The 22,021-nt window shown below is 69.2% G+C and carries 20 protein-coding genes; 12 read left to right on the forward strand and 8 right to left on the reverse strand.

Annotated elements, in window-relative coordinates; translation table 11 throughout:
* Positions 1-21: 21 nt before the first annotated feature.
* On the reverse strand, positions 22-1,830 hold the full coding sequence (gene ggt, locus ACQEVY_RS08940; RefSeq protein WP_432946598.1) for a gamma-glutamyltransferase: 1,809 nt from the start codon (positions 1,828-1,830) through the stop codon (positions 22-24).
* 104 nt (positions 1,831-1,934) lie between these two features.
* On the opposite strand from ggt, the gene ACQEVY_RS08945 reads away from it, so the two are divergent.
* Both ACQEVY_RS08945 and ACQEVY_RS08950 read left to right on the forward strand, forming a co-directional pair.
* On the forward strand, positions 1,935-2,693 hold the full coding sequence (locus ACQEVY_RS08945; protein ID WP_432946600.1) for a hypothetical protein: 759 nt from the start codon (positions 1,935-1,937) through the stop codon (positions 2,691-2,693).
* 116 nt (positions 2,694-2,809) lie between these two features.
* Complete coding sequence (locus ACQEVY_RS08950; protein ID WP_432946602.1) at positions 2,810-4,396, forward strand: alpha/beta fold hydrolase; 1,587 nt, start codon at positions 2,810-2,812, stop codon at positions 4,394-4,396.
* A gap of 80 nt (positions 4,397-4,476) precedes the next feature.
* On the opposite strand, the gene ACQEVY_RS08955 is transcribed toward ACQEVY_RS08950, so the two are convergent.
* A complete protein-coding gene (locus ACQEVY_RS08955) occupies positions 4,477-5,220 on the reverse strand; it encodes an amino acid ABC transporter ATP-binding protein (protein ID WP_432946604.1) in 744 nt (247 codons plus the stop codon).
* A 110-nt stretch (positions 5,221-5,330) separates the two neighbouring features.
* A complete protein-coding gene (locus ACQEVY_RS08960; RefSeq protein ID WP_432946606.1) occupies positions 5,331-5,768 on the reverse strand; it encodes a DUF6278 family protein in 438 nt (145 codons plus the stop codon).
* A gap of 272 nt (positions 5,769-6,040) precedes the next feature.
* Here ACQEVY_RS08960 and ACQEVY_RS08965 point away from each other — a divergent pair, with 272 nt between their 5' ends.
* The gene (locus ACQEVY_RS08965) at positions 6,041-7,756 is read left to right on the forward strand and encodes an SGNH/GDSL hydrolase family protein (protein ID WP_432955126.1); all 1,716 of its coding nucleotides are present in this window, start codon (positions 6,041-6,043) and stop codon (positions 7,754-7,756) included.
* A 297-nt stretch (positions 7,757-8,053) separates the two neighbouring features.
* On the opposite strand, the gene ACQEVY_RS08970 is transcribed toward ACQEVY_RS08965, so the two are convergent.
* The 3 genes from ACQEVY_RS08970 to pcaC form a co-directional block, all read right to left on the reverse strand.
* Entirely contained in the window at positions 8,054-8,833 is a 780-nt protein-coding gene (locus ACQEVY_RS08970) for an exodeoxyribonuclease III (protein WP_432946608.1), read from the reverse strand.
* Between the two features lie 52 nt (positions 8,834-8,885).
* On the reverse strand, positions 8,886-9,527 hold the full coding sequence (locus tag ACQEVY_RS08975; RefSeq protein ID WP_432946610.1) for an MBL fold metallo-hydrolase: 642 nt from the start codon (positions 9,525-9,527) through the stop codon (positions 8,886-8,888).
* Positions 9,528-9,606: 79 nt separating this feature from the next.
* Positions 9,607-10,905: a 4-carboxymuconolactone decarboxylase gene (gene pcaC, locus ACQEVY_RS08980; RefSeq protein WP_432946612.1), complete on the reverse strand. Its 1,299-nt coding sequence runs from the start codon at positions 10,903-10,905 to the stop codon at positions 9,607-9,609.
* A 555-nt stretch (positions 10,906-11,460) separates the two neighbouring features.
* Between pcaC and ACQEVY_RS08985 the strand changes: the two genes are divergently transcribed.
* Positions 11,461-12,729: an MFS transporter gene (locus ACQEVY_RS08985; protein WP_432946614.1), complete on the forward strand. Its 1,269-nt coding sequence runs from the start codon at positions 11,461-11,463 to the stop codon at positions 12,727-12,729.
* Between the two features lie 146 nt (positions 12,730-12,875).
* On the opposite strand, the gene ACQEVY_RS08990 is transcribed toward ACQEVY_RS08985, so the two are convergent.
* Entirely contained in the window at positions 12,876-13,571 is a 696-nt protein-coding gene (locus tag ACQEVY_RS08990; RefSeq protein WP_432946616.1) for a GntR family transcriptional regulator, read from the reverse strand.
* A gap of 205 nt (positions 13,572-13,776) precedes the next feature.
* Here ACQEVY_RS08990 and ACQEVY_RS08995 point away from each other — a divergent pair, with 205 nt between their 5' ends.
* The 5 genes from ACQEVY_RS08995 to ACQEVY_RS09015 all read left to right on the forward strand — a co-directional run bounded on the left by ACQEVY_RS08995 (position 13,777) and on the right by ACQEVY_RS09015 (position 17,690).
* Entirely contained in the window at positions 13,777-14,571 is a 795-nt protein-coding gene (locus tag ACQEVY_RS08995; RefSeq protein WP_432946618.1) for a putative hydro-lyase, read from the forward strand.
* A 53-nt stretch (positions 14,572-14,624) separates the two neighbouring features.
* Positions 14,625-15,389, forward strand: coding sequence for a LamB/YcsF family protein (locus tag ACQEVY_RS09000; protein ID WP_432946620.1), 765 nt, complete (start codon positions 14,625-14,627; stop codon positions 15,387-15,389).
* Entirely contained in the window at positions 15,386-16,054 is a 669-nt protein-coding gene (locus tag ACQEVY_RS09005) for a 5-oxoprolinase subunit B family protein (RefSeq protein WP_432946622.1), read from the forward strand. Before ACQEVY_RS09000 ends, ACQEVY_RS09005 begins: the two co-directional genes overlap by 4 nt.
* Positions 16,051-16,932 carry a biotin-dependent carboxyltransferase family protein gene (locus ACQEVY_RS09010; RefSeq protein ID WP_432946624.1) on the forward strand — a complete coding sequence of 294 codons (882 nt, stop codon included), beginning with the start codon at positions 16,051-16,053 and terminating at the stop codon, positions 16,930-16,932. Before ACQEVY_RS09005 ends, ACQEVY_RS09010 begins: the two co-directional genes overlap by 4 nt.
* A 200-nt stretch (positions 16,933-17,132) precedes the next feature.
* Entirely contained in the window at positions 17,133-17,690 is a 558-nt protein-coding gene (locus ACQEVY_RS09015; RefSeq protein ID WP_432946626.1) for a hypothetical protein, read from the forward strand.
* Positions 17,691-17,763: 73 nt separating this feature from the next.
* On the opposite strand, the gene ACQEVY_RS09020 is transcribed toward ACQEVY_RS09015, so the two are convergent.
* Positions 17,764-18,201 carry a hypothetical protein gene (locus tag ACQEVY_RS09020; protein ID WP_432946628.1) on the reverse strand — a complete coding sequence of 146 codons (438 nt, stop codon included), beginning with the start codon at positions 18,199-18,201 and terminating at the stop codon, positions 17,764-17,766.
* Positions 18,202-18,303: 102 nt separating this feature from the next.
* Here ACQEVY_RS09020 and ACQEVY_RS09025 point away from each other — a divergent pair, with 102 nt between their 5' ends.
* From ACQEVY_RS09025 to ACQEVY_RS09035, 3 genes are all read left to right on the forward strand, one after another.
* Positions 18,304-19,206, forward strand: a complete 903-nt coding sequence (locus tag ACQEVY_RS09025) for an endonuclease/exonuclease/phosphatase family protein (RefSeq protein ID WP_432946630.1) — start codon at positions 18,304-18,306, stop codon at positions 19,204-19,206.
* Between the two features lie 506 nt (positions 19,207-19,712).
* Positions 19,713-20,420 carry a DUF485 domain-containing protein gene (locus ACQEVY_RS09030; protein WP_432946632.1) on the forward strand — a complete coding sequence of 236 codons (708 nt, stop codon included), beginning with the start codon at positions 19,713-19,715 and terminating at the stop codon, positions 20,418-20,420.
* The gene (locus tag ACQEVY_RS09035; protein ID WP_432946634.1) at positions 20,417-22,021 is read left to right on the forward strand and encodes a solute symporter family protein; all 1,605 of its coding nucleotides are present in this window, start codon (positions 20,417-20,419) and stop codon (positions 22,019-22,021) included. The genes ACQEVY_RS09030 and ACQEVY_RS09035 overlap by 4 nt, the downstream gene beginning before the upstream one ends.

Raw genomic sequence — 22,021 nt, forward strand, 5'->3', positions numbered from 1 at the left:
CCGGCCACGTCCAAGGCCGAGCTACCTTGCCGGCGTCACCACCATCGCCGAGCCACCCCCGCGTCGTACCTTCTCCGCCGCGGCCAGCCACTTCCCGTTCGGCAGCCGTTGGACGCCCGTCGCCGCGCCGATCTCCGGGTTCTGCCGGAAGCCATGGCCGATCGACTCGAGCTGAGCCTTCAACTCGCTGGTCCACAGGCCCGGTTCGAGCTCGGTCGTCGTCTGGTTGCGCTGGCTGGCGCGCGGTGCGGCGATCGCGTCGACCAGCGGGAGGCCGCGGTCGACGAAGCCCGTCAGCGTCTGCAGCACGGTCGTGACGATGGTCGCGCCGCCCGGCGAACCCAGCGCCACCACCGGCTTGTTGTGCTGGTCCAGCACGATCGTCGGCGAGATCGACGAGCGTGGCCGCTTGCCCGGACCCGGCAGGTTCGGGTCGTGGACGTCGGGGCTCGCGGGGGTGAAGGAGAAGTCCGTCAGCTCGTTGTTGAGGATGAAGCCACGGTCCGGGACGGTGATGCCGCTGCCGCCGGTCTGCTCGATGGTGAGGGTGTACGCGACGACGTTGCCCCACTTGTCGGCCGCCGTGAGATGCGTGGTGTTCTCACCTTCGTACGTCGTCGGCGCCGCCTTACCGCCGGTCGCGCAAGCCACGGGATCCCGCGGATCCCCCGGCGCCAGCGGGCTCGTCAGCACCTCATCGTCCTTGATCAGGCACTCCCGCGAGTCGGCGAACTTCTGCGACAGCAGTTCCTTCGTCGGTACGTCCTCGAAGGCGGGGTCGCCCACCCAGCGCCCCCGGTCCGCGAAGGCGATACGGCTCGCCTCGATGTAGCGGTGCAGGTACTCGACGTCCGAGGCCTTGGCCTTGGAAAGGTCGGTGTTCTCAAGGATGTTGAGCGCCTCCCCTACCGTCGTCCCGCCTGAGGAGGAGGGGGCGATGGAGTAGACGTTCAGATCGCGGTACTTGGTCTTCGTCGGGGCCTGTCGCTTCGTCTCGTACGCCGCGAGGTCCTTCAGGGACAGCTCGCCCGGGCGTGCGTTGCGCCCGGAATCCGGGTCCACGGGCGGGTCGTTGACCGTGTCGACGATGTCGCGTGCCAACTTGCCGTGGTAGAGCGCGCCGACGCCCTTGCGGCCCAACTCCGCGTAGGTACCCGCCAGATCGGGGTTCTTGAAGGTCGAGCCGACCACCGGCAGTTCGCCGCCGGGGAGGAACAGCTCGGCCGTGTCGGGGAAGTCCTTGAAGCGCGCCTGGTTGGACTCCGTCTGCGAGCGGAAGGTCGCGTCGACGGTGAACCCTTCGCGCGCGAGCCGCTCGGCGGGCTTCAGCAGCGGGCCGAGCCGCTTGCTGCCCCAGGCGTCGAGTGCCGTCTGCCAGGTGGCGGGCGTGCCGGGCGTTCCGACGCCGAGGCCGCTGGTCACCGCGTCGGCGAACGGGATCGGCTGCCCGTTCTCCAGGAAGAGCCCCGAGTCGGCGGTCAGCGGTGCCGTCTCGCGTCCGTCGATGGTGTGCACCGTACGGGACTTGGCGTCGTAGTAGACGAAGTAGCCGCCTCCGCCGATGCCCGCGGAGTACGGCTCGGTGACGCCGAGCGCCGCGGCCGTGGCGACGGCCGCGTCCACCGCGTTGCCGCCCTTGCGCAGGACCTCGATGCCGGCGGCGGACGCGTCCGCGTCGACGCTCGCCACGGCCCCGCCGTAGCCGACGGCGACCGGCTCCTTCTTGGGCGTCGCGCCCGCCGGTGCGGACGGGGGTGCCGCCGCCCCGGCCGACACCACGGCGGCCGAGACCGCCAGGACCACGAACTTCCGTCTCACCGGACGACGCATCCATACCTCCAGTTATCAGCCGTCTGCGCAGCGTACTTCTTCGCCATGGCCCCGTCAGGGACTCCTCGAACAGTGTTCCGGCGCGCCCGCTACCATGCGCGCCCATGACTGACGACGTGCGCAACATCGTTCTGGGCGCGGCCCTGGCCGTCATCGGCGCCGCGCTCGGCTGGCTCGCCCGTACATACCTGTGGAAGCGCAGACTCCGCCGTAAGCAGGCATTCTTTGGGCTGCCCGAGAACTCCGAGTCGCTGCTGGTGGTGAATCGCGACGCGGGCGGCCCGGATCTCACGGTCGTGCGCCACGATGTGGCCGCGCTCCTCGAACTCTCCGCGCTGATCAAGGACTGCGGCGCCCACTCCCAACTCGTGGCGCATGACGCGGCACAGCAGGGTTTCGGGGAGCGTACGGAGTTCTGTGTGGGCCACCCGTCGGCGAACCGCCGGATGGCCGCGCATCTGCACTCCCTGCTGCCCGGCATCCACCTGAACACCGACCCGGAGCCGGGCCCGGACCGCGGCGCCTTCCACATCGGCGGCGAGACCTATCGCCTGGAGCCCGGCAAGACCGAGTACGCGTTCTTCGCCCGGCTCACCGCGGGCCAGGGCCATATGACGCGACCCGTGTTCGTCTTCTGCGGCCAGCGCGCGATCACCAACCAGGCGGCCACCCGCTATCTCGCCCGCCAGCACGAGAAGTTGGCGCGCAAGCACGGCAACAACTCCTTCGTACTACTCCTGAAGGTCGTCAACTCGCAGGCGTACGGGTCTGATGTCGTCGAACTCGTCGCGGACGTCACGAAGGCCGCGCAGACCCCGGCGGCCGTGGAGGTCGCTCCTCAGAAGGGACATCGAGCCTCCTAAGTACATTCACATTTCAACGATCGTTACTCGCACGTAACTTACCGACGGGTTACTTGCGGTAAGAGGCGGCGGTTACCGTCGGGTCACTTTGCACTGACACGAGTGAGGAGTGACCCATGGGAAGCCCTCGCAAGGGCCTGCGTACCACCGCCGTCGGTGCCGTTTCGGCGACCCTGCTCGCCGGTACGGCCATCGGGCTGGCCCCTGCCGCCCAGTCGGCACCCGGCGCGTCGGCCACGGCCGGCGGCGTCCGGTTCGTAGACATCGCCGGCGACGGCGGCACCACCCTCAAGGCCAACGTCGTCACGCCCGCGGGCGCCGACGGCACCCGCCGCTACCCGCTCATCGTCCTGCCGACGAGCTGGGGCCTGCCCCAGGTCGAGTACCTCGCCCAGGCCAAGAAGCTCGCCAACTCCGGCTATGTGGTCGTGAGTTACAACGTCCGCGGCTTCTGGGAGTCCGGCGGCTACATCGAAGTGGCGGGCCCGCCGGACATCGCCGACGCCTCCAAGGTCATCGACTGGGCCCTCGCCAACACCCCGGCCGACGCGGACCAAGTCGGCATGGCCGGACTCTCGTACGGCGCGGGCATCAGCCTGCTCGCCGCCGCACACGACAAGCGCGTCAAAGCGGTCGCCGCGCTCAGCGGCTGGGCCGACCTGATCGACTCGATCTACTCCGGCCGCACCCAGCACTCCCAGGCGACCGCCCTGCTGGACGTCGCGGGCAACATCACCGGCCGCCAGAGCCCCGAACTCAAGCAGATCTACAAGGACTTCTTCGCCTCCAACCTGGCCAGGGAGCCGGAGCTCATCGCCTGGGGGAAGAAGCGCTCCCCCGCGACGTACGTCGACCGGATCAACGCCAACGGCACGGCGGTCATGATGGCCAACGCCTGGGGCGACACGATCTTCCCGCCCAACCAGTACGCCGACTTCTACGAGAAGCTGACCGGCCCCAAGCGGCTGGAACTGCGCCCCGGCGACCACGCCACCAACGAGGCGACCGGCCTCTTCGGCCTGCCCAACGACGTGTGGACCGACACCGCCCGCTGGTTCGACCATCACCTCAAGGGTGAGGCCAACGGCATCGAACGCGAGCAGCCCGTCCGCCTCAAGTCCCGTTCCACAGGCGGCTACGAGGGCTACCCGGACTGGAAGTCGGTCACCGCGACCCGGAAGAAGATCGACCTCGCGGGCACCACCACGATCCGCGCGAACACCAACTCCGGCGCGGACGGCGGCACCATCTTCCTGTCCAGCATCCTCGACCAGGTGGCCAAGCTGCCCCCGATGGCCTCGATGCCGCTCCTGCCCCGCCGGCACGCCGCCGTATGGCAGTCGGAGAAGTACCAGAGCGCCCAGCGGGTGCGCGGGACCACGAAGCTGCACACCACGGTCGCCAGCAACAAGGAGAGCGGCACCCTCGTCGCGTACCTCTACGACGTGGGCCCGCTCGGCATCGGCAAGCTGGTCAGCAACGCGCCGTATACGTTCCACGGGCAGACGCCGGGCAAGCCGTTCGGTGTCGACCTGGAGCTGTTCTCCACGGCGTACGACGTCCCGGCGGGGCACCGGCTCGCTCTGGTCGTCGACACGGTCGACCCGCTCTACATCGAGCACAACCCGGACGGCGCGCAGCTGACCTTCTCCTCACCCGCGGCCGACCCGTCGTATGTGTCGGTGCCGCTGCGCGGGCAGTGATCGCAGGCTGCTGGCGGGCGAGTCATCGCCCGTGCCCCTGAGATACCGCTCCCCCAAGGAGTTCTTGACCGCGTCACCCGTCAGTGCTTGAGGATCTTGGAGAGGAAGTCCTTGGCACGGTTGCTGCGCGGGTCGGTGAAGAACCCCTCGGGGGTGCGGTCCTCGACGATGCGGCCGTCGGACATGAAGACGACGCGATCGGCGGCGGAGCGGGCGAAGCCCATCTCGTGCGTGACGACCATCATGGTCATGCCCTCGCGCGCGAGCTGCTGCATCACCTCCAGCACCTCGTTGATCATCTCCGGGTCGAGGGCCGAGGTCGGCTCGTCGAACAGCATGGCCTTGGGGTCCATGGCGAGGGCGCGGGCGATGGCCACGCGCTGCTGCTGGCCGCCGGAGAGCTGCGCCGGGTACTTCATGGCCTGATCGGCGAGGCCCACCCGGTCGAGGAGCTGATGCGAGCGGCGGTCGGCCTCGTCCTTCTTGCGTCCGCGGACCTTGACCTGGCCCAGCGAGACGTTCTGCAGGACCGTCTTGTGCGCGAAGAGGTTGAAGGACTGGAAGACCATGCCGATCTCCGCGCGGAGCTTCGCGAGGTCCTTGCCCTCCTCGGGCAGCAGCTTGCCGTCGAGTCTGATCTCCCCCGACTGGATCACCTCGAGCCGGTTGATCGCCCGGCACAGCGTCGACTTGCCGGATCCCGAGGGGCCGATGACCACGACCACCTCCCCCTTGCCGACGGTGAGGTTGATGTCCTGGAGGACGTGCAGATCGCCGAAGTACTTGTTGACGTCACGCAGCTCGATCAGGGGATCGACAACCATGCCCAGCCCTACTCACTCGTCGCTGTGTCGCGGTGGCCGCAAACGTTCCAGCTATCCAGACAGAAGTGCAGCCAATGTACGACATCTGCGCATTTCAGACATAAGCCTGGTTACGCCTCCGACACCTCGCCGTACAGCTGGGAGAGCTCCGGTACGCCGCTGGCCGCCCACTCGTGTCCGGCGGCGACCACGTCGATTTCGCGGCCGGACTCCAGCCGCAATACCGGCTGGCCGTTGGGCCACACTTTCCATGTCGCGCCAGGGACCGTGCGCAGGATGACCGTGCCGAGATAGAGGCCCGCGTCGTTGCCGAGCCAGGGCAGGCTCTCCTCGTCGTCGCGCCAGCGCGGCAACAGTTGGTCGAGCGCCTCCAACGAGGCCGGGGAGTCGTCGAGTTCGATCCCGGCCCGCTCCGCCTGGGAGCGCAGCAGTTCGCACTCGGAGAGCAGCTCGGCCACTCCCTCGCGATCGCTCTCGCTGTCGGAGAAGACTGCGACTCTGGCGGGGTCTCGCTTCTTGCGCCAGTTGCCCAGGAACGAGATGTTCATACTCCCAGCCTGTCATCCGTATCGCCCGGCGCACCACAGGGCACGCTGGGCCGCTTGTTCCAGGGGATTTCGCCCGGAGTTCGCGCGTCGATCATTGACGGGTTCCTGACGCCTCCTTAGCTTCGCGGAGCACCTGTGGTCTCGCAGTTGTCGTGTCACATCTGTCGTCTCGCACGTGTCGTCTTGTTCGTCTTGATCGTCTTGTCGGCAAACGGGAGGAGTCGGTCGTGCACCGACGTGTCTGGGGTCCGGCCGTCGCTCTCGCTCTTCTCATGATGGCGGTGCCGACCGCGTCCGCGAAGGCCGGGCTGCCCACCCGGACCGGGCCGCTCCCGCTGGAGCGGCTCTTCGACAACACGGCCGTCAGCGACGACGCGCGTCCCGGTCAGGCGGACTTCGACGGCTCGGGCGGCTCCCTGTCGGCTCGGGACCTGACCGCCGCGGGCTGGACGCCGGGCCGCACACTGACCGTCCAGGGCGCCCCGCTGACCTGGCCGCGCAAGGCGGCGGGCCAGCCCGACAACGTACGCGCCGACGGCCAGCTGGTCCGAGTCCATGGCCGCGGCGACGCCCTCGCCTTCCTGGTGGCGGGCACAGCCGGGGACGCGGCCACGGGTACGGGGGTGGTGCGGTACGCGAACGGCTCGCACTCCACGTACCGGCTGACCGCACCCGACTGGCGCCGCGGCCCCCTCGCCACCAAGGCCGTGGCACTGCCGCACGTCAACACGCCCGGCGGCCAACTCGCCGAGAAGGCACGGCTGTACGTCGTGACCGTGCCGCTCGCCGAAGGCCGGGCCGTTGCCTCCGTGAAGCTACCGCGCAACGACGACCTGCATGTGTTCGCGCTGTCGGTACGGGCCGACTCACCCGGCTGGACGGGCAGTTGGGCTACTTCGACCTCCGGGTACGGGGCGGTCGGGCCTTGGACGGACCGGACGCTGCGTCTCGTGGTGCACACCTCGGCGGGCGGGCCGCGCGTACGGATCCGGCTGGACAACACCTTCGCCTCCGCGCCCGTACGGATCGGCAGTGCGACGGTGGCGGTCCAGGCGTCCGGTGCGAGTCCGCGGAGTGCTCCTGTGCCGCTGTCGTTCCGGGATGCCGCCGGGACCGAAATCCCTGCGGGGGCACAGGCGTTCAGCGATCCGCTGGGCTTCGATGTGCCCGCCGACGCCAATCTGCTGGTGAGCTTCCATCTGCCGGGAACGGTGAGCGCCGCGCCCATGCACAGCCTGGCCGTCCAGCGGTCGTACCTCAGCGAGCCCGGCGACCATGCCGCGGACGCCGGCCCGGACGCGTACACCTCGACGATCAGCAACTGGCCGCTCCTGACCGGTGTGGACGTGGGCGGCGGGCCCGGTTCTGTGGTGCTGCTCGGGGACTCGATCACCGACGGCGAGAAGTCGACGCCGGACGCGAACCTTCGCTGGGGCGATGTGCTCGCCCGGCGGTTGCGGGACCAGGACGTGGTCCCGCACTACGGGGTCCTGAACCACGGCATCTCGGCGAATCGTGTGGTCTCCGACCGTTACCCCGGCGACGGTGTCTCCACCGATATGGGTGGCGTGAGTGCCCTGAACCGGCTCGACCGGGACGTGCTGGCGCAGACGTCGGCTCGTACGGTCGTTGTCTTCCAGGGCGTCAATGACGTGCGCTGGGGGGCGAGTGCGGAGCAGGTCATTGCGGGGCTGCGGGAGATCGCCGAGCGGGCGCATGCGCGTGGGTTGCGGGTGGTGGGCGCGACGATCGTTCCCTGTGAGGGGGAGGCTCGGTGTACTCCTGCCGCCGATGCGGGGCGCTCCGCTGTGAATGCGTGGATACGGTCCAGCACCTCGTTTGACGGGGTGCTGGATTTTGATGCGGTTTTGCGGGATCCGGGGCGGCCTTCGCGGATGTTGCCCGCTTACGACAGTGGGGATCATCTGCATCCGGGCAATGCGGGGCTCGCTGCGCTGGCTGAGGCTGTGGATTTGCGGTTGCTGTAGCGGCAGCGCCGCGGTGCCGCTTCGCGGAGGGGTTCGTAGCTCGGCTGCGGGTCCGTTGTGGCTGGTTGCGTAGTTCCCCAGCCCCGCCCCTTCCCGGCTGTGACAATTTGCGGCTCCGCCGCGTGGGGGGCTGCGCCCCAGACCCCCGCCAGGGGGTGGGGAGTGACACCCGTGTCGCGGCTGCGGGTGCGTCGTGGCTGGTCGCGCCGTTCCCCGCCCCCTAAAGGGGCGCTCCCGTGCGGGGCGGTTCCGAAGGGCGCCCCCTGACAGGCGCCCGGATGCACCGAAGCGCCCTGCCTACACGTCCAAGTCCACTACCACCGGCGCGTGGTCCGACGCGCCCTTGCCCTTTCGTTCCTCCCTGTCCACGTACGAGTCCTTGACCGCCTTGGTGAAGGGCTCGTTGCCGTAGACCAAGTCGATTCGCATGCCTCGGTTTTTGGGGAAGCAGAGTTGGCGGTAGTCCCAGTACGTGTAGGGGTGGTCGTATTTGAGGGGGCGCGGGATCACGTCCGTGAGGCCTGCCTCGCGGAGTTCTGTGAGGGCGGCTCGTTCGGCGGGGGTGACGTGGGTGGAGCCCTCGAAGGCTGCGATGTCGTAGACGTCTTCGTCTGTCGGGGCGATGTTGTAGTCGCCCAGGACCGCGAAGGGGCGGCTGCCGGACGCGTCGCCCGCTACCGCTGCCTTGAGGGCCTCGATCCACTGGAGTTTGTAGGCGAAGTGGGGGTGGTCCACCTCTCGGCCGTTCGGCACGTACACCGACCAGACGCGGATCGGGCCGCAGGTCGCCGCTATGGCGCGGGGCTCCTGGACGCCGTCGTAGCCGGGGTCGCCGGGCAGGCCCTTGACCACGTCTTCGAGGCCTGCGCGGGAGATCACCGCGACGCCGTTCCACCGGCCTGTCGCGTGGACCGCCGACTCGTAGCCCAGCTTGGTCAGTTCGTCGGTGGGGAACTGCTCGGCGGTGGTCTTGGCCTCCTGGAGGCACAGCACGTCGGTGCCGCTGCTCTCCAGCCAGGCCAGCAGCCGGGGGAGGCGGGCGGTGATCGAGTTCACGTTCCAGGTGGCAATCCGCATGCCTCACAACTTACCGGGAGGGTCTGACAACGGACCCGAGGGCGGCATGGGATCAGAGTTCGGCCGAAGCGCCCGGCGTCAGCCGCAGGTGTTCCGCGCCGCCCAGGCCGCCGATCTGACGGTCGTAGATCGGGCGGGCGAGGTCGGTGAGGAGGGCGTCGTGGATGTCGTACGCGCGTTGGGGCTTGACTTCGCGTACGTACTCGATGACTTCGGCGATCTTGTTCCAGGGGGCCATGACCGGGAGCATCAGCGTCTCTACCGGCTGGTCGGGGACCGTGAGGGCGTCGCCCGGGTGGAAGACGCGGCCGCCGTCGACGAGATAGCCGACGTTGGTGATGCGCGGGATGTCGGGGTGGATGACGGCGTGCAGTTCGCCGTGGACTTGGATGTCGAAGCCCGCGGCCGTGAACGTGTCGCCATGGCCGACGGTGTGCACGCGGCCGGGGAACGCCGCCGCGATCTGGTCGGAGACGGACTTCACGGTCCACAGCTCGGCGCCGGGGTTGGCCTCGAGACCGGCCCGCAGCCGGCTCTCGTCGAAGTGGTCGGGGTGCTCGTGCGTGACCAGGATCGCGTCCGCGCCGACCGCGGCGTCCTCCTCGCTGAAACCGCCGGGGTCGATGACGAGCGTGCGCCCGTCCTTCTCGAGCCGGATACAGGCGTGCGACTTCTTCGTGAGCTTTAGCTTCATGAGTTCCATCCTGCCCCCGGCCCCATGGAGCGGTGCACTCCCGGGGCCCCTCCTGGGCTCGCCCGGGATGCCCGGTGGCTCACTCCTGGGGGGTGGTCTCCTCGCGGATGACCTGCTGCGCCACCTTGAAGGCGCTGTTCGCGGCCGGTACGCCGCAGTAGACGGCCGCGTGGAGGAGTACTTCCTTGATCTCGGCCGGAGTGAGGCCGTTGCGGAGGGCGGCGCGGGTGTGGAAGGCGAGTTCTTCGAGGTGGCCGCCGGCGACGAGGGCGGTGAGGGTGACGCAGCTGCGGGAGCGTCTGTCCAGACCGGGCCGGTCCCAGACCTCGCCCCAGGCGTAGCGCGTGATGAACTCCTGGAAGTCCCCGGAGAACTCGTCAGCCTGGGCGAACGCCCGGTCCACATGCGCGTCGCCGAGCACTTCGCGGCGGACCTTGATGCCCGCGTCGTACGGGTCGGGCCTGCCCAGGGCCTCGGGCTGCTCGGCGGCGGCGATCTCGGCGACGGGCTGGACCGGCGGGGCCGCGGCCAGCACCGGCTTGACCGGGGACGCGGCGATCGCCATATGGCCGGTGGTGGTGTCGAAGGCGGGCTGCTGCCAGGCGCTGGTGAAGTGCCGTACGAGGAGGTCGGTGACCGCGGCGGGCTGTTCCACGGGGACCAGGTGCGAGGCGCCGGGTACGACCGCGAGACGGGCGTCCGGTATTCCGGCGACCAGGGTGCGGGCCTCGGCGGGTCCGGTGACCTGGTCGTCGGAGCCGACGAGGACGAGCGTGGGCACGCCGACCCGGCCGAGTTCGGGGCGTACGTCGAAGGAGGCGAGCGCCTCGCAGGCGGCGATGTAGCAGCCGGGGTCGGTGGTGCGCACCATCTGCACGGCCCACTCGGTGATCGCGGGCTGGGCAGCGGCGAAGCCGGTGGTGAACCAGCGCTCCGGGGACGTACGGGCGATGGGGTCGAGGCCGTTCGTCCGTACGATTACTCCGCGCTGGCGGAACTCGTCGGCCGTGCCGAAGCGCGGTGAAGCGGCGATCAGGGCGAGCGAGGCGACCCGCTGCGGGTGGCGAAGGGCCAGCTCCGTACCGACTGCGCCGCCGAGCGCGCAGCCCGCGTAGCCGAACCGCTGGACGCCGAGCGCGTCGAGTGTGGCGAGCAGCCGGGCGGCGAGATCGGTGACCGAGCCGGCCGGGTAGGCGGGTGCGCCGCCGTGGCCCGGCAGATCGAACCGGAACACCCGCCAGTGCTTCATCAGCTCCGGGACCTGGCGGTCCCACATATGCCAGGTCGTGCCCAGGGAGGGGCCCAGGACCAGGACAGGTGCGTCTTCTGGCCCGTCAAAGCGGTATTGCAGGGTGGTGTTCGGTGGTGTCTCGCTCACCCGTCAGACCCTCTCATCTCTCACGGGTTCTCACACGGCCGGTCCCAACCTAACGGCACGCATGCGGATCGCAGCGTCGACTGTGATGGAACCCCCACGGCTTGGTGCGAAGGGCCTGAAAAGCCTTGCCGGATCTCCCCAACCAGGGGCTTGAACACCACACGGTGAACGACTTCGTGGTGGTCTTCACAGGCGTGCGGTCAGGGGTAGATCGTTGAACGATTCTTCAATGCCCAGGGGTCTCGCCTGACTGCATCCCGGCCCCTCGCCTGGAGCGTCCGGCACAGCCCTGCACGAACCTCCCTCCAGGAGTGGCCGGATCGCATCAGTGCCGCCCGCGAAACTCGCGGGAAACGGAAACGCCTCGTAGAAAAAACCTCCATACCTCTTGAAGGATTGTTCAACGATCTCTAGCTTATTCAAACATCGAGTGCCAAGCCAGGTCCACGAACCGGCAGGCCCCAGCGGCCGGACTCACGAGGACCGACCGACGACCCTCAACTGCTCTGACACGACGTCTCGTTCAGCCAGTCCCCTCTTCCCGTGAGGTCCAGCGTGACAACCACACCCACACGAACGACGGCCACCGCGGCCGATGAGGCAACCGGCGCCTTCGCCTGGTACCGGTCGATGTCCGACCAGGGCCGGCGTGCCTTCAAAGGGGCGTTCGGCGGATACGCCCTCGACTCCTACGACTTCCAGGTGCTGCCGCTGGGCATGGCGGCCATCGCGGCCTACTTCAGCCTCAGCACCTCCCAGACCGGCCTGCTGACCACCGCCACCCTGCTCGCGTCCGCGGTCGGCGGCGTCCTCGCCGGGGTGCTGATCGACCGGGTGGGCCGGGTCAAGACCCTCATGATCACGGTGGTCACCTACGCCGTGTTCACCGTGGCCTGCGGCTTCGCCAACAGCTACGAGATGCTGCTCGCGATGCGCACGCTCCAGGGCATCGGCTTCGGCGGCGAATGGGCGGCGGGCGCCATCCTGGTCGCCGAGTACGCCAAGCCGCGCTACCGCGGCCAGGTCCTCGCCTGGGTGCAGGCCTCCTGGGCGGTCGGCTGGGGACTGGCCGTCCTCGTCTCCACCATCCTCATCGACACGGTGGACCAGGACATCGTCTGGCGGATCCTGTTCTGGACCGGCGCCCTGCCCGCCGTACTGCTGATCTACGTACGCCTCCGGGTGAAGGACGCCCCCGAGGTCGCGGAGAAGCTCACCAAGAAGGAAGCCCGCGTTCCGGTGATCGCCGTCTTCCAAGGCGGCCTGGCCCGCAGGACGATCTTCGCGACCATGCTGTCCATGGGCGTGATGGGCGGCTACTACACCTTCGCCACCTGGCTGCCCACCTACCTCAAGACCGAGCGCGGCCTGTCCGCCATCGGCACCGGCGGCTACCTCTTCGTCCTCATCACCGGCGCCTTCTGCGGCTATGTCCTCGCCGGAGTCGTCATCGACCGGCTGGGCCGCAAGAAGTCCTTCGCCATCTTCGCCTTCCTCAGCGCCGGCCTGCTGATGACGTACGTCAACATTCCCGAGGGTTCCAACACCCTGCTCATGTTCGCCGGGTTCCCGCTCGGCTTCTGCGCCTCCGCCATCTTCTCCGGCTTCGGCTCGTATCTCGCCGAGCTCTACCCGGTCGAGGTCCGCGGCACCGGCCAGAGCCTCACGTACAACGTCGGACGCGCCCTCGGAGCGGTCTTCCCGACGGCGGTCGGATTCTCCGGGGGCGTCGGCGGCGCGCTGACCTACGGCGCCATCGGCTACGCCGTCGCGGTGGTCGCACTCGTGGGGCTGCCCGAGACCAAGGGCACCGAGCTCCGCTGAACCTGCCCTGCTCAAAAAACCGCTCAGACCGTGCAGTGCGGGTGACTGCACGGTCTGAGCGGTTTTTTGAGCAGGCTGCGGGACAGGGGTTGTGTCACAACTGCCGTGCGCGCGGGCCGACTTCTAGGGCCTGTACGCCACAGAACCTAGCCCCCGAAGCTTTCCGAGTACCTCTCGACCAGCTGCTTCTCCGCGTCATCGAGGTACGAGCTCAGCAGCAGCTCCGCTCTGACGACGTTCGCCTCCTGGAGGGCGGAGAGGACTTCCCGGTTGCGCGGCAGGTACGGCTCGTGAAAGCCGCGCGGGTTGTCCATCGCGTGGAAGACCAGGCGCAGTTCGGCGAGCACGCCCCTCATCAGCTCGTTCAGCCGGGTGCTGCGGGCGAGGCCCACCACCGCCTGGTGGAAGTGGATGTTGGCCGTCCCTAGGTCGGCCCAGGCGCCCTCCTCCGAGGCCTTCTCGCCTTCGGCGACCGCGGCCTCCGCCTGGCTCAGGTCGTAGGGCGGCATGCTGAGGCTGCGCACCGCGGCGCACTCTATGAGTTTGCGTACGCGGTAGATGTCGACGACGTCCTGGACCGTGAGCCTGCGTACGAAGACCCCGCGGTTGAGTTCGTGAGTGAGGAGCCGCTCGTGGGTGAGCAGGCGGAACGCCTCGCGGAGGGTGTTGCGGGAGACCCCGAGCGCCTGCCCGATGGAGTCCTCCGAGAGCTTGCTGCCCGGCGTCAGGTATCCCTCCGCGATGCGCGTGCGCAGAATCTCGGCCACCCGGTCGGCAGTACTGGAGCGGCCGAGCAGTTCGCGGTCACCCATGAGCACGGCCGGGTCGATCTCGGCAGCCATGACGTCCATCCTTCGAACGGGGCCGACGGCTTACTGCGGCGGCTCAAAATGTCTCTACACCAGTGAATCGAGAAAGCGAGAACGAAACAACAAGTCCCCTTGTCGGATCGTTCAACAATCCCTTAAAGTTGGGTCGCGGGTCTGATGAAGGCACGCGCACCCCGCAGGCAGCAGCAGTCCGAACTGCCGCGACGAGAGGACCGCGATGACGGAAGCAGTCCGGACCACAGCACAGACGCCCGCGCAGGCCCGGGCCGTCTTCCGCGCGGGCGCCGGCACACCCACGGACGGCTGGTGCACCGGGTACACCCAGGCCAACCTCATCTCGCTGCCCGCGGACTGGGCGTACGACGTCCTGCTGTTCTGCCAGCGCAACCCCAAAGCCTGTCCGGTCCTCGAAGTCACCGACCCGGGATCGTGGACCACCGCTCTCGCCCCCGACGCCGACCTGCGCACCGACCTTCCTCGCTATCGCGTCTGGCGGAACGGCGAGCTGGCCGACGAGCCGACGGATGTCCGCGATGTCTGGCGGGACGACCTGGTCACCTTCCTGATCGGATGCAGCTTCACCTTCGAGGGCGCTCTGGCCGACGCGGGAGTGCCGATGCGTCACATAGACCAGGGGCGCAACGTCGCCATGTTCCGTACGGACCGGCCCTGCCGCCCGGCCGGCCGGATGCACGGTCCGCTCGTGGTCTCCATGCGCCAGATTCCGGCCGGACTCGTCGACACCGCGACCCGGATCAGCGCTCTGATGCCGGCCGTGCACGGCGGTCCCGTACACGTGGGTGATCCCGCGGAGCTGGGCATCAAGGACCTCTCCCGCCCGGACTTCGGTGACCCGGTGGAGAGCCAGGCCGGGGACGTACCGGTGTTCTGGGCGTGCGGCGTCACCCCGCAGGCCGCGCTGATGGCCTCACGGCCGCCCTTCGCGATCACCCATGCGCCCGGCTACATGCTGATCACCGACGCCCGGGATGTGAACTACCGCATCGTGTAAGGCCCCTGACCGCCGGACAGAACACGGATGACTCCGAGGAGACCGAGCAAGCGATGACCGACAGCGTGATTGACCTCAACGCGGACCTCGCGGAGGGGTACGGACGGTGGGCGCTCACCGACGACGAGGCCCTGTTGTCCGTGGTCACCAGCGCCAACGTCGCCTGCGGCTTCCACGCGGGCGACGCCGCGACGATGCGCAGGGTCTGCGAGGGCGCGGCCGAGAGGGGCGTGACCATCGGGGCACATGTCTCCTACCGGGACCTGGCCGGGTTCGGGCGCAGGGACATGAGCCTGCCCGCGGACGAGCTGACCGCCGAGGTCGCCTACCAGATCGGCGCGCTCGAGGTGTTCGCCCGGGCGGCGGGAACGAAGGTCGCCTACGTCAAGCCGCATGGGGCGCTGTACAACCGGGTGGTGCATGACGAGGAGCAGGCCGAGGCCGTGGTCCGTGGGATCCGACTGGCGGACCCTCGGCTGCCGGTGATGTGCCTGCCCGGCTCCGCCGTCCTCCGCCTGGCGGACGGGGCGGGACTGGGCTGCGTCACGGAGGCATTCGCGGACCGTGCCTACACGGAGGCGGGAACGCTGGTGCCGCGCGGCACTCCGGGCGCCGTGATCACCGATCCGCGGCAGGTCGTCGAGCAGGCCCTCGGGCTGGCCACCGAGAGCCGCACTACGACACCCGACGGCAAGCCCGTGTCCGTACGGGCCAGGTCCCTGTGCCTGCACGGTGACACGCCCGGCGCCGTGGAACTGGCCCAACGCGTGCGCACCGCACTGGAGGACGCCGGGGTTCGTGTGGAGGCGGCGGCATGAGGGCGCTGCCAGTCGGCGAGGACTCGCTGCTGATCGACTTGGAGACTCCGCGGGAGGCTCAGGCGATGCACGCGGAGGTGGTGCGCCGCCGCGACGCGGGCCTGCTGACGCTCAGGGAGATCGTTCCCGGGGAGAAGACGGTGCTGCTCTACGGAGTTCCGGACGCGGAGCGGCTGCGCGCCGAGGTGAGCCGGTGGACCGTACCGGAGTCGGCCGCGGACAACGGCCCGCTGCTGGAGATTCCGGTCCGCTACGACGGCGCCGACCTGTCCGCCGTCGCCCAGTTGTGGGGCGTGACGGAGGACGAGGTGGCGCGCGTGCACAGCGGCATCGAGCACCGCGTCGCCTTCTGCGGATTCGCTCCGGGATTCGCGTACATGACGGGGCTTGGCGAGGCCTTCCACGTACCGCGTCGCGATGCCCCGCGCACTTCGGTGCCCAAGGGTTCCGTGGCACTCGCCGGCGCGTACACCGGCATCTATCCGCGGTCCTCACCGGGCGGCTGGCAGCTCATCGGGACGACGCGGGTTCCGTTGTGGGACATGGAGCGCGAACCGGCTGCGCTGCTCAGCCCGGGTACGCGGGTGCGGTTCGTACCCGAGGAGCCGTCCAAGTCCACACCCGCGTCCGCGGAGGACGGCGGCCGGCGCGTGAGGTGCCCGTGAGCGACGGCAAGCTCGAGGTCGTACGGGCCGGGGCGCTCACCACGCTTCAGGACCTGGGGCGGTTCGGCCACGCCCACCTGGGCGTGCCCCGGTCGGGCGCACTCGACCAGCCGGCCCACGCACTGGCGAACCGGCTGGTGGGCAACACCGCCGACACGGCAACGCTGGAGACCACGCTGACCGGCGTGGCGGTACGGGCCGGCCGGTCCATGACCGTCGCGGTCACCGGGGCCCCCGCCGCCGTACGGATCGACGGCCGTCCGGCGGCGTTCGGGAGCCCCGTGTACGTGCCTACCGGTGCGGTGCTCGAGGTGGGCACGGCCGCCTGCGGACTGCGCAGCTACGTCGCGGTGGGCGGCGGCATCGACGTCCCCCCGGTTCTGGGGAGTCGCTCCACCGACCTGCTCTCCGGCCTGGGGCCCGCCCCCCTGCGAGACGGGGACGTGCTGCCGCTCGGGGCGGCGCAGGGCCAACCTTGTTACGCCGACACGGTGTTCTGGCCCGGACCACCCCGCGAACTGGTGCTGCCCGTGCTCCCGGGTCCGCGCGACGACTGGTTCACGCACGCAGCGCTACGTACTCTCGCCGCCGCCCGCTTCACCATCTCGACCCAGAGCAACCGCATCGCCCTGCGCACGGAAGGGCCCGTCCTGGAGCGCGCGGTGCACGGCGAGCTGCCCAGCGAAGGCATGGTGATCGGGGCGATCCAGGTGCCGCCCGACGGCCGCCCGGTCGTCTTCCTCGCCGACTCCCCGACCACGGGCGGCTACCCGGTAATCGGTGTGGTGCCCGAGAGGAGGCTGGCCGTCGCGGCACAGGCGGTGCCGGGGCTTCCGCTCCGCTTCGTGCCGGTGCGCCGCCGCGTTCGGGCAGGGTGACGGCGGGGAATCAGGTAGTTCTACTGTTACCCGCCGTTCCTGGAGGCGGAGTTGGCCATCGGCCCTTATATTCGGCTGGCGAATCAGCCGACCAAGAGGGCACAAGAGGGCAAGAGGCGAGGCCGGCGGACGGCTGACGGGCCCTGGCCCGGGGGCACGCCCACCTGGTCGCCGGCGTAACCATGGAGAAGGCACCACACATGCACGCAGGTCAGCAGCCGCAGCAATTCCACGCCTCGTGCGGGCACTTGCTCGCGGTCCCGGCCGAGCGGACAGGTCAGGACGTCCGCTGTCCGCACTGCCACCAGGTGGTCCGTGCTCCTCTCCCCGACGTGCCCTACGCCTCGCCCGTCGCTCTACCAGTCCGCGCCGCCGAACCGGTCGGCCTGACGGCCCTTTACCTGATCGCGCTCATCGGCGGCGTGGCCGGGGCCGGGGCCATCTACCTGGTGCTGTTCAACGAGCTGTCGGAATCCGAACTGGTCACGCTCACACCCCTGTGGTTCTTCCCCGTCGTCTTCGGCCTGTACGGCTTCGCCTCTCAGCGACTGCTGCGCTACCTGGCCGCGGGCCGGGCGGCCACTCTCGGCGAGGCCGCCCGCCTGGCGATCGACTTGGCAGGACACTGGTCCGCCCTGGTGCTCTTCCCGTTCCTGGTGCTGAGGTGGCGCAGCTCGCTACTCGTCTCGTTGGCCGCGGCGGCCTTCTGGGCCGTACTACTATGGCTCTTCTTCTCGGTCGTCTTCCCGACCCTGTGATCAGGCCTTCCGGTCCTCCCAGCCGTCGTGACGCGCGCTGCCTACGACACTTTCCCGCGCTGAGGGCCGGAATCTACGGCCACTCGATCTCGCCGTCCCGAAGAACCAGCGGCTCGCTCTCGTCATCTTCGTAGAACCGCGTCCGGCCCAGGTGGACCGTCCCGTCTGCGAGGCGATGCCGGTCATCCGCTTTGGTGGCCAGCCAGGTGAGGAGTTCGGCGGTGATATCGAACTGGTCCGGGTGAATCTCCTGGCGAGCGGTCAGGGCCCACGCCCTGTTCGTGAGGTCTTCCTGCCGTACGAGTCCCGCCGTGAGTGCTCCCCCCACCTTCCAGGCGGCGCCGTGCCGGCCCAGTAGAGGCATGGGGTCATGGTCTGGGAACTCGGGCAGGAGACGGAGAGCCTCCGGCTGTGGTCCGAGACCGAGGTGCCAGCGGAGCTCGGCGAGTTCGTCGTCGGACAGGTCTGCGTGCAGGTTCAGGTCGATGGAGAGTTCGTAGATGTCGGCCATGGTGGCCGAACATAACCGACGGCGGCGAAGGTGGTGATCGTCCGTGGTGAGCTGCGCAATTCCACAGACGTGGAGCCTTGTCTGCGTGCGTACTGTTCCCCGGTGAGGTTCGCGACGTTCAACGTGCTGCACGGCAGGGTCCTTCAGGACGGTCGGCCGGTTGCCCGCCCGTCCGCGGATGCCGGGCTCGCGCTGGCGGACGCTGTCGCGTCGCTGGACGCCGACGTCGTGGCCTTGCAGGAGGTCGATCGTCTCCAGGAGCGGTCGGGGCGCGTGGACCAGGCGTCCTTCGTCGCCGAAGCAGTGGGGGCGCGGAACTGGCGGTATGCGGCGGCGGTCCATGGCAGGGCGGTGCCGGGTAAAGGGTGGGTGCTGGATCCGGCCGAGTCGGGTCTACGGGTGTACGGCCCCAGGGAGGCGCGGGCGCGAGGCGATGTGCCTTCGCACGGCATCGCGTTGCTGTCCAGGCTGCCGGTGCGGGAATGGAGGGCCAGGCGGTTCGCCCCGGCTCCCTTCGGCCTGCCGCTGCGCGTGGCCGGAAGGCCCGGACTCACCCTGGTCCGAGATCAGCCGCGCGCTGCCTTGGCCGCCGTCGCGGAGGGGGAGATAGGGCCGTTCACAGTGGTGGCGGTGCATCTTTCGTTCGTCCCGGGGTGGAACATCCGTCAACTGCTCGCTGTCCGCAGCTGGATCGCCGACCTTCCGCGGCCGCATGTCCTGCTGGGTGACTTCAATCTGGTCGGCCCGATCCCCAGGGTCGTGCTCGGTGCGGCCGAGCTCGCTGCCCCTGTGGCCGGTCGGGCGCGGCGACGGTCCGCGCGGGCATCGGTGCCGGGCGGATGGCGGGACCTGGCTCGGGTTCCGACATATCCCTCACACCGCCCTCTGGTGCAGTTCGACCACGTACTGGCGGCCGGGATCTGCCGGAGCGCCCCGGTCAGCACGCGTACGCCGCAGACGCCGGTGTCGGACCACCGGCCCCTTGTTGTCGATCTGCCCTGCTGAACCCGCTCCGCGCGCGGGGCCACAGGTCCCGTACACGAACGCGTAGTTCTACGGATGCAGGCGCCTGCCGGGTCATGCCAGGGTCACTCAACTGCCGTCCCGTTACATGCAAATGGTTGTGACCCACTCTTGCGGCGATCTCTGTCCTGCACCGACGAATCGAAAGAATCTCCTCGATGAGCGGAGTGGATTGGTCGGTGACGTCGTGAACGCAATGCACGCAAGTACCTCAGATCGTTGCCGCTCGCCGCCTTGTCGGCCCGATCACCACTGCGGCACGGTGGGGCTCGATGAGGCAAGGACGCCGGACGAGCCCAGGACGGCTCAAACGGTGAACTGAGTGCACGGTTTCGGCGTACGCCCGGTCCGTGTCGGTCGCCTACCTTGCCGAGTGCCTTCGTCACTGACGTCAGCCCGTCATCTGCGGGCCGGGAAAAGCCGTACGGCCACAAGCCTTCGTACGACGTGCTCTCCACATCCGCGCCACCTCCTGTCGAGGACGACATATGGACTCCCGCGATCTCTTTCCTGCTCCTGAACAGGATCCTCCGGCGGCTGCCGCGCTCTATCTCAGTACGCTCGACCACGAAGGCCATTACTCCGCCGTGGAGTTGCAGCAGGCCATTGCCCGCGCCCAGCGGACCATCGGCCCGCCGGCCGACCTCTCGGCTCTGTACCGGCAGTCCTTCCAGGGGGCCAGCGCCTTCGAGCACGACGTCCGTGCGAGACGAAGATCCTGGGCCCTCCGTATGACCCGGCACCTGGACCTGACCCTGGACGACCGTCGGCCCGTCGCCGCTGTGGCCCCGGCGTGGGCGGCCTGGGAAGAGCCGGTCATCCCCTCGTCCGAGATCGCCCCACGCACGCCCGCACCGTCCCCGGCCCAGCCGGCGGACCCGGAGTCCTACCTCCGCGCCCGGCAGCCCGCCGCACTACGCGAACTGCGTGCCGCACGCCGACGCCCGGCCCTGATCGCCGCCACGGTCCTCGCCGCGCATATGACCGGCGTCGTACTGGCCAACGAGGCCCCCGATCTCATGGCGATCGACTGGGCGGGACCGCTCAACATCGGGCTCACCCTGGTCCTGGCACAGGTGACCTTCACCGGCTGGGCGGTCCTCTGGTACGTCCGGTATGCGAAGAGCTCTCTCGAGCCCCTGGTCAAGCGGCACAGTGCCGCCATCCCGCACCAGCACCAGGAGAGCGACCGGTGAACTCCTTCCTCGCGCTCTCCGACTCCGGTGGCGCCTTCCCCGTCCTCGCCGTCTTCGGCCTCACTGTCGTCTGCACCCTCTTCCTCGCGATCGGGTCGATCCTCCCCGAGAAGAACGAACTGAGCGGCTTCTACCTCGGCCAGCGCCGGCTGACCTCGGCCGTCAACGGGCTCGCCATCTTCGGCAGCTACATGTCGGCAGCCGGAATGCTGGGCAACCCCGGTCTGATCGCACTCACCGGTTACGACGGGATCGCCTACGTACTGGCGCCGATGGTCGCCTGGTCCGTGCTGGTTCTGGTGGTCGCCGAGCCGTACCACAGCACCACACGGTTCACCATCGGCGACTCCCTCGCCCTGCGGCTGCGCGCCCGGCCCGTGCACCTGGCGGCGGGCATCACGAGCGTGGTCGTCTGCCTGCTCTATCTGACCGCCCAACTCGTCGGTGCCGGCGCTCTCGCGGCGACGGTCCTGGGCATCGACGGGGACGGCGCCACACGGTTCGTCGTGGCGAGCCTCGGTCTGCTGATGGTCCTCTACGTCATCATCGGCGGTATGCGCGCCGCGACGCTGATCCAGGTCATCAAGGCCGTACTCCTCCTCGCCACAGGTCTGTTCGTCGTGCTGGCGACGCTGTCGGCGGTCGGCTGGAACCCCGCACGTCTGCTGAACGCCGCCGTCGCGAACAGCGGCTTCGGTCACCCCTTCCTCGACCCCGGCATCCGCTTCCACGACCGCACCAACAAGATCGACTCGATCAGCCTGCAGCTGGCGTTCGTGCTCGGAGCGGCCGCCTTGCCGCACGTCCTGATGCGTATCGGAACGGTCAACAGCGGCCGCAGAGCCCGCAAGTCTGCTGCTTGGGCGGCCGGTCTGGTCATCGTCTTCACCGTGTTCGAGATGCTGACGGGCCTGGGCGCCGCGGCACTGATCGGCACGAAGACCGTCAAGGACGACGCGGCCTCCGGCAACACAGCCGTACTCCTGCTGTCCGAGCACCTGGGCGGGTCGTTGCTGCTCACGCTGGTCTCCTGCGTCGCGTTCATCACGATCGTGGCCGTCGCCGGCGCTCTCACGCTCACCGCGGCGGCATCCCTGGCCCATGACGTCTACGGAGCGACGATCATGCGGGGCCGAGCGTCCGAGAAGAGCGAACTCTTCGTGGCCCGGCTGGGCGTCGGGCTGATCGGTGTCGCGGGGATCGCCCTGTCGATGCTTGCCCAACATCTCAACATCGCCTTCCTGGTCAGCCTCGCCTTCGCCATCGCGGCCTCCGCACTCCTGCCCTCGCTGCTGTTCAACCTGTGGTGGAAGCGCTTCACGACCAGGGGCGCCATCTGGAGCATGTACGGCGGCCTGCTGGTCGCCGTCCTGCTGACGACGCTGTCCCCGGCGATCTCCGGGAACCCGACGGCGCTGCTGCCCGACATGGACTTCGCCCTGTTCCCCTTGAGGAACCCCGGTCTCATCTCCATTCCTGTGGGATTCGCCCTCGCCTGGGCCGGCTCGGTACTCGACCACCGCCAACGGGGCGGAGCGGACTACACCGAGACCGAGGTGCGGGTCCTGACGGGAACGGGCACCGGGAGTGTGGGCAGCTGA

The sequence above is a fragment of the Streptomyces sp. CA-288835 genome (assembly GCF_050936385.1).
GTDB lineage: Bacteria > Actinomycetota > Actinomycetes > Streptomycetales > Streptomycetaceae > Streptomyces.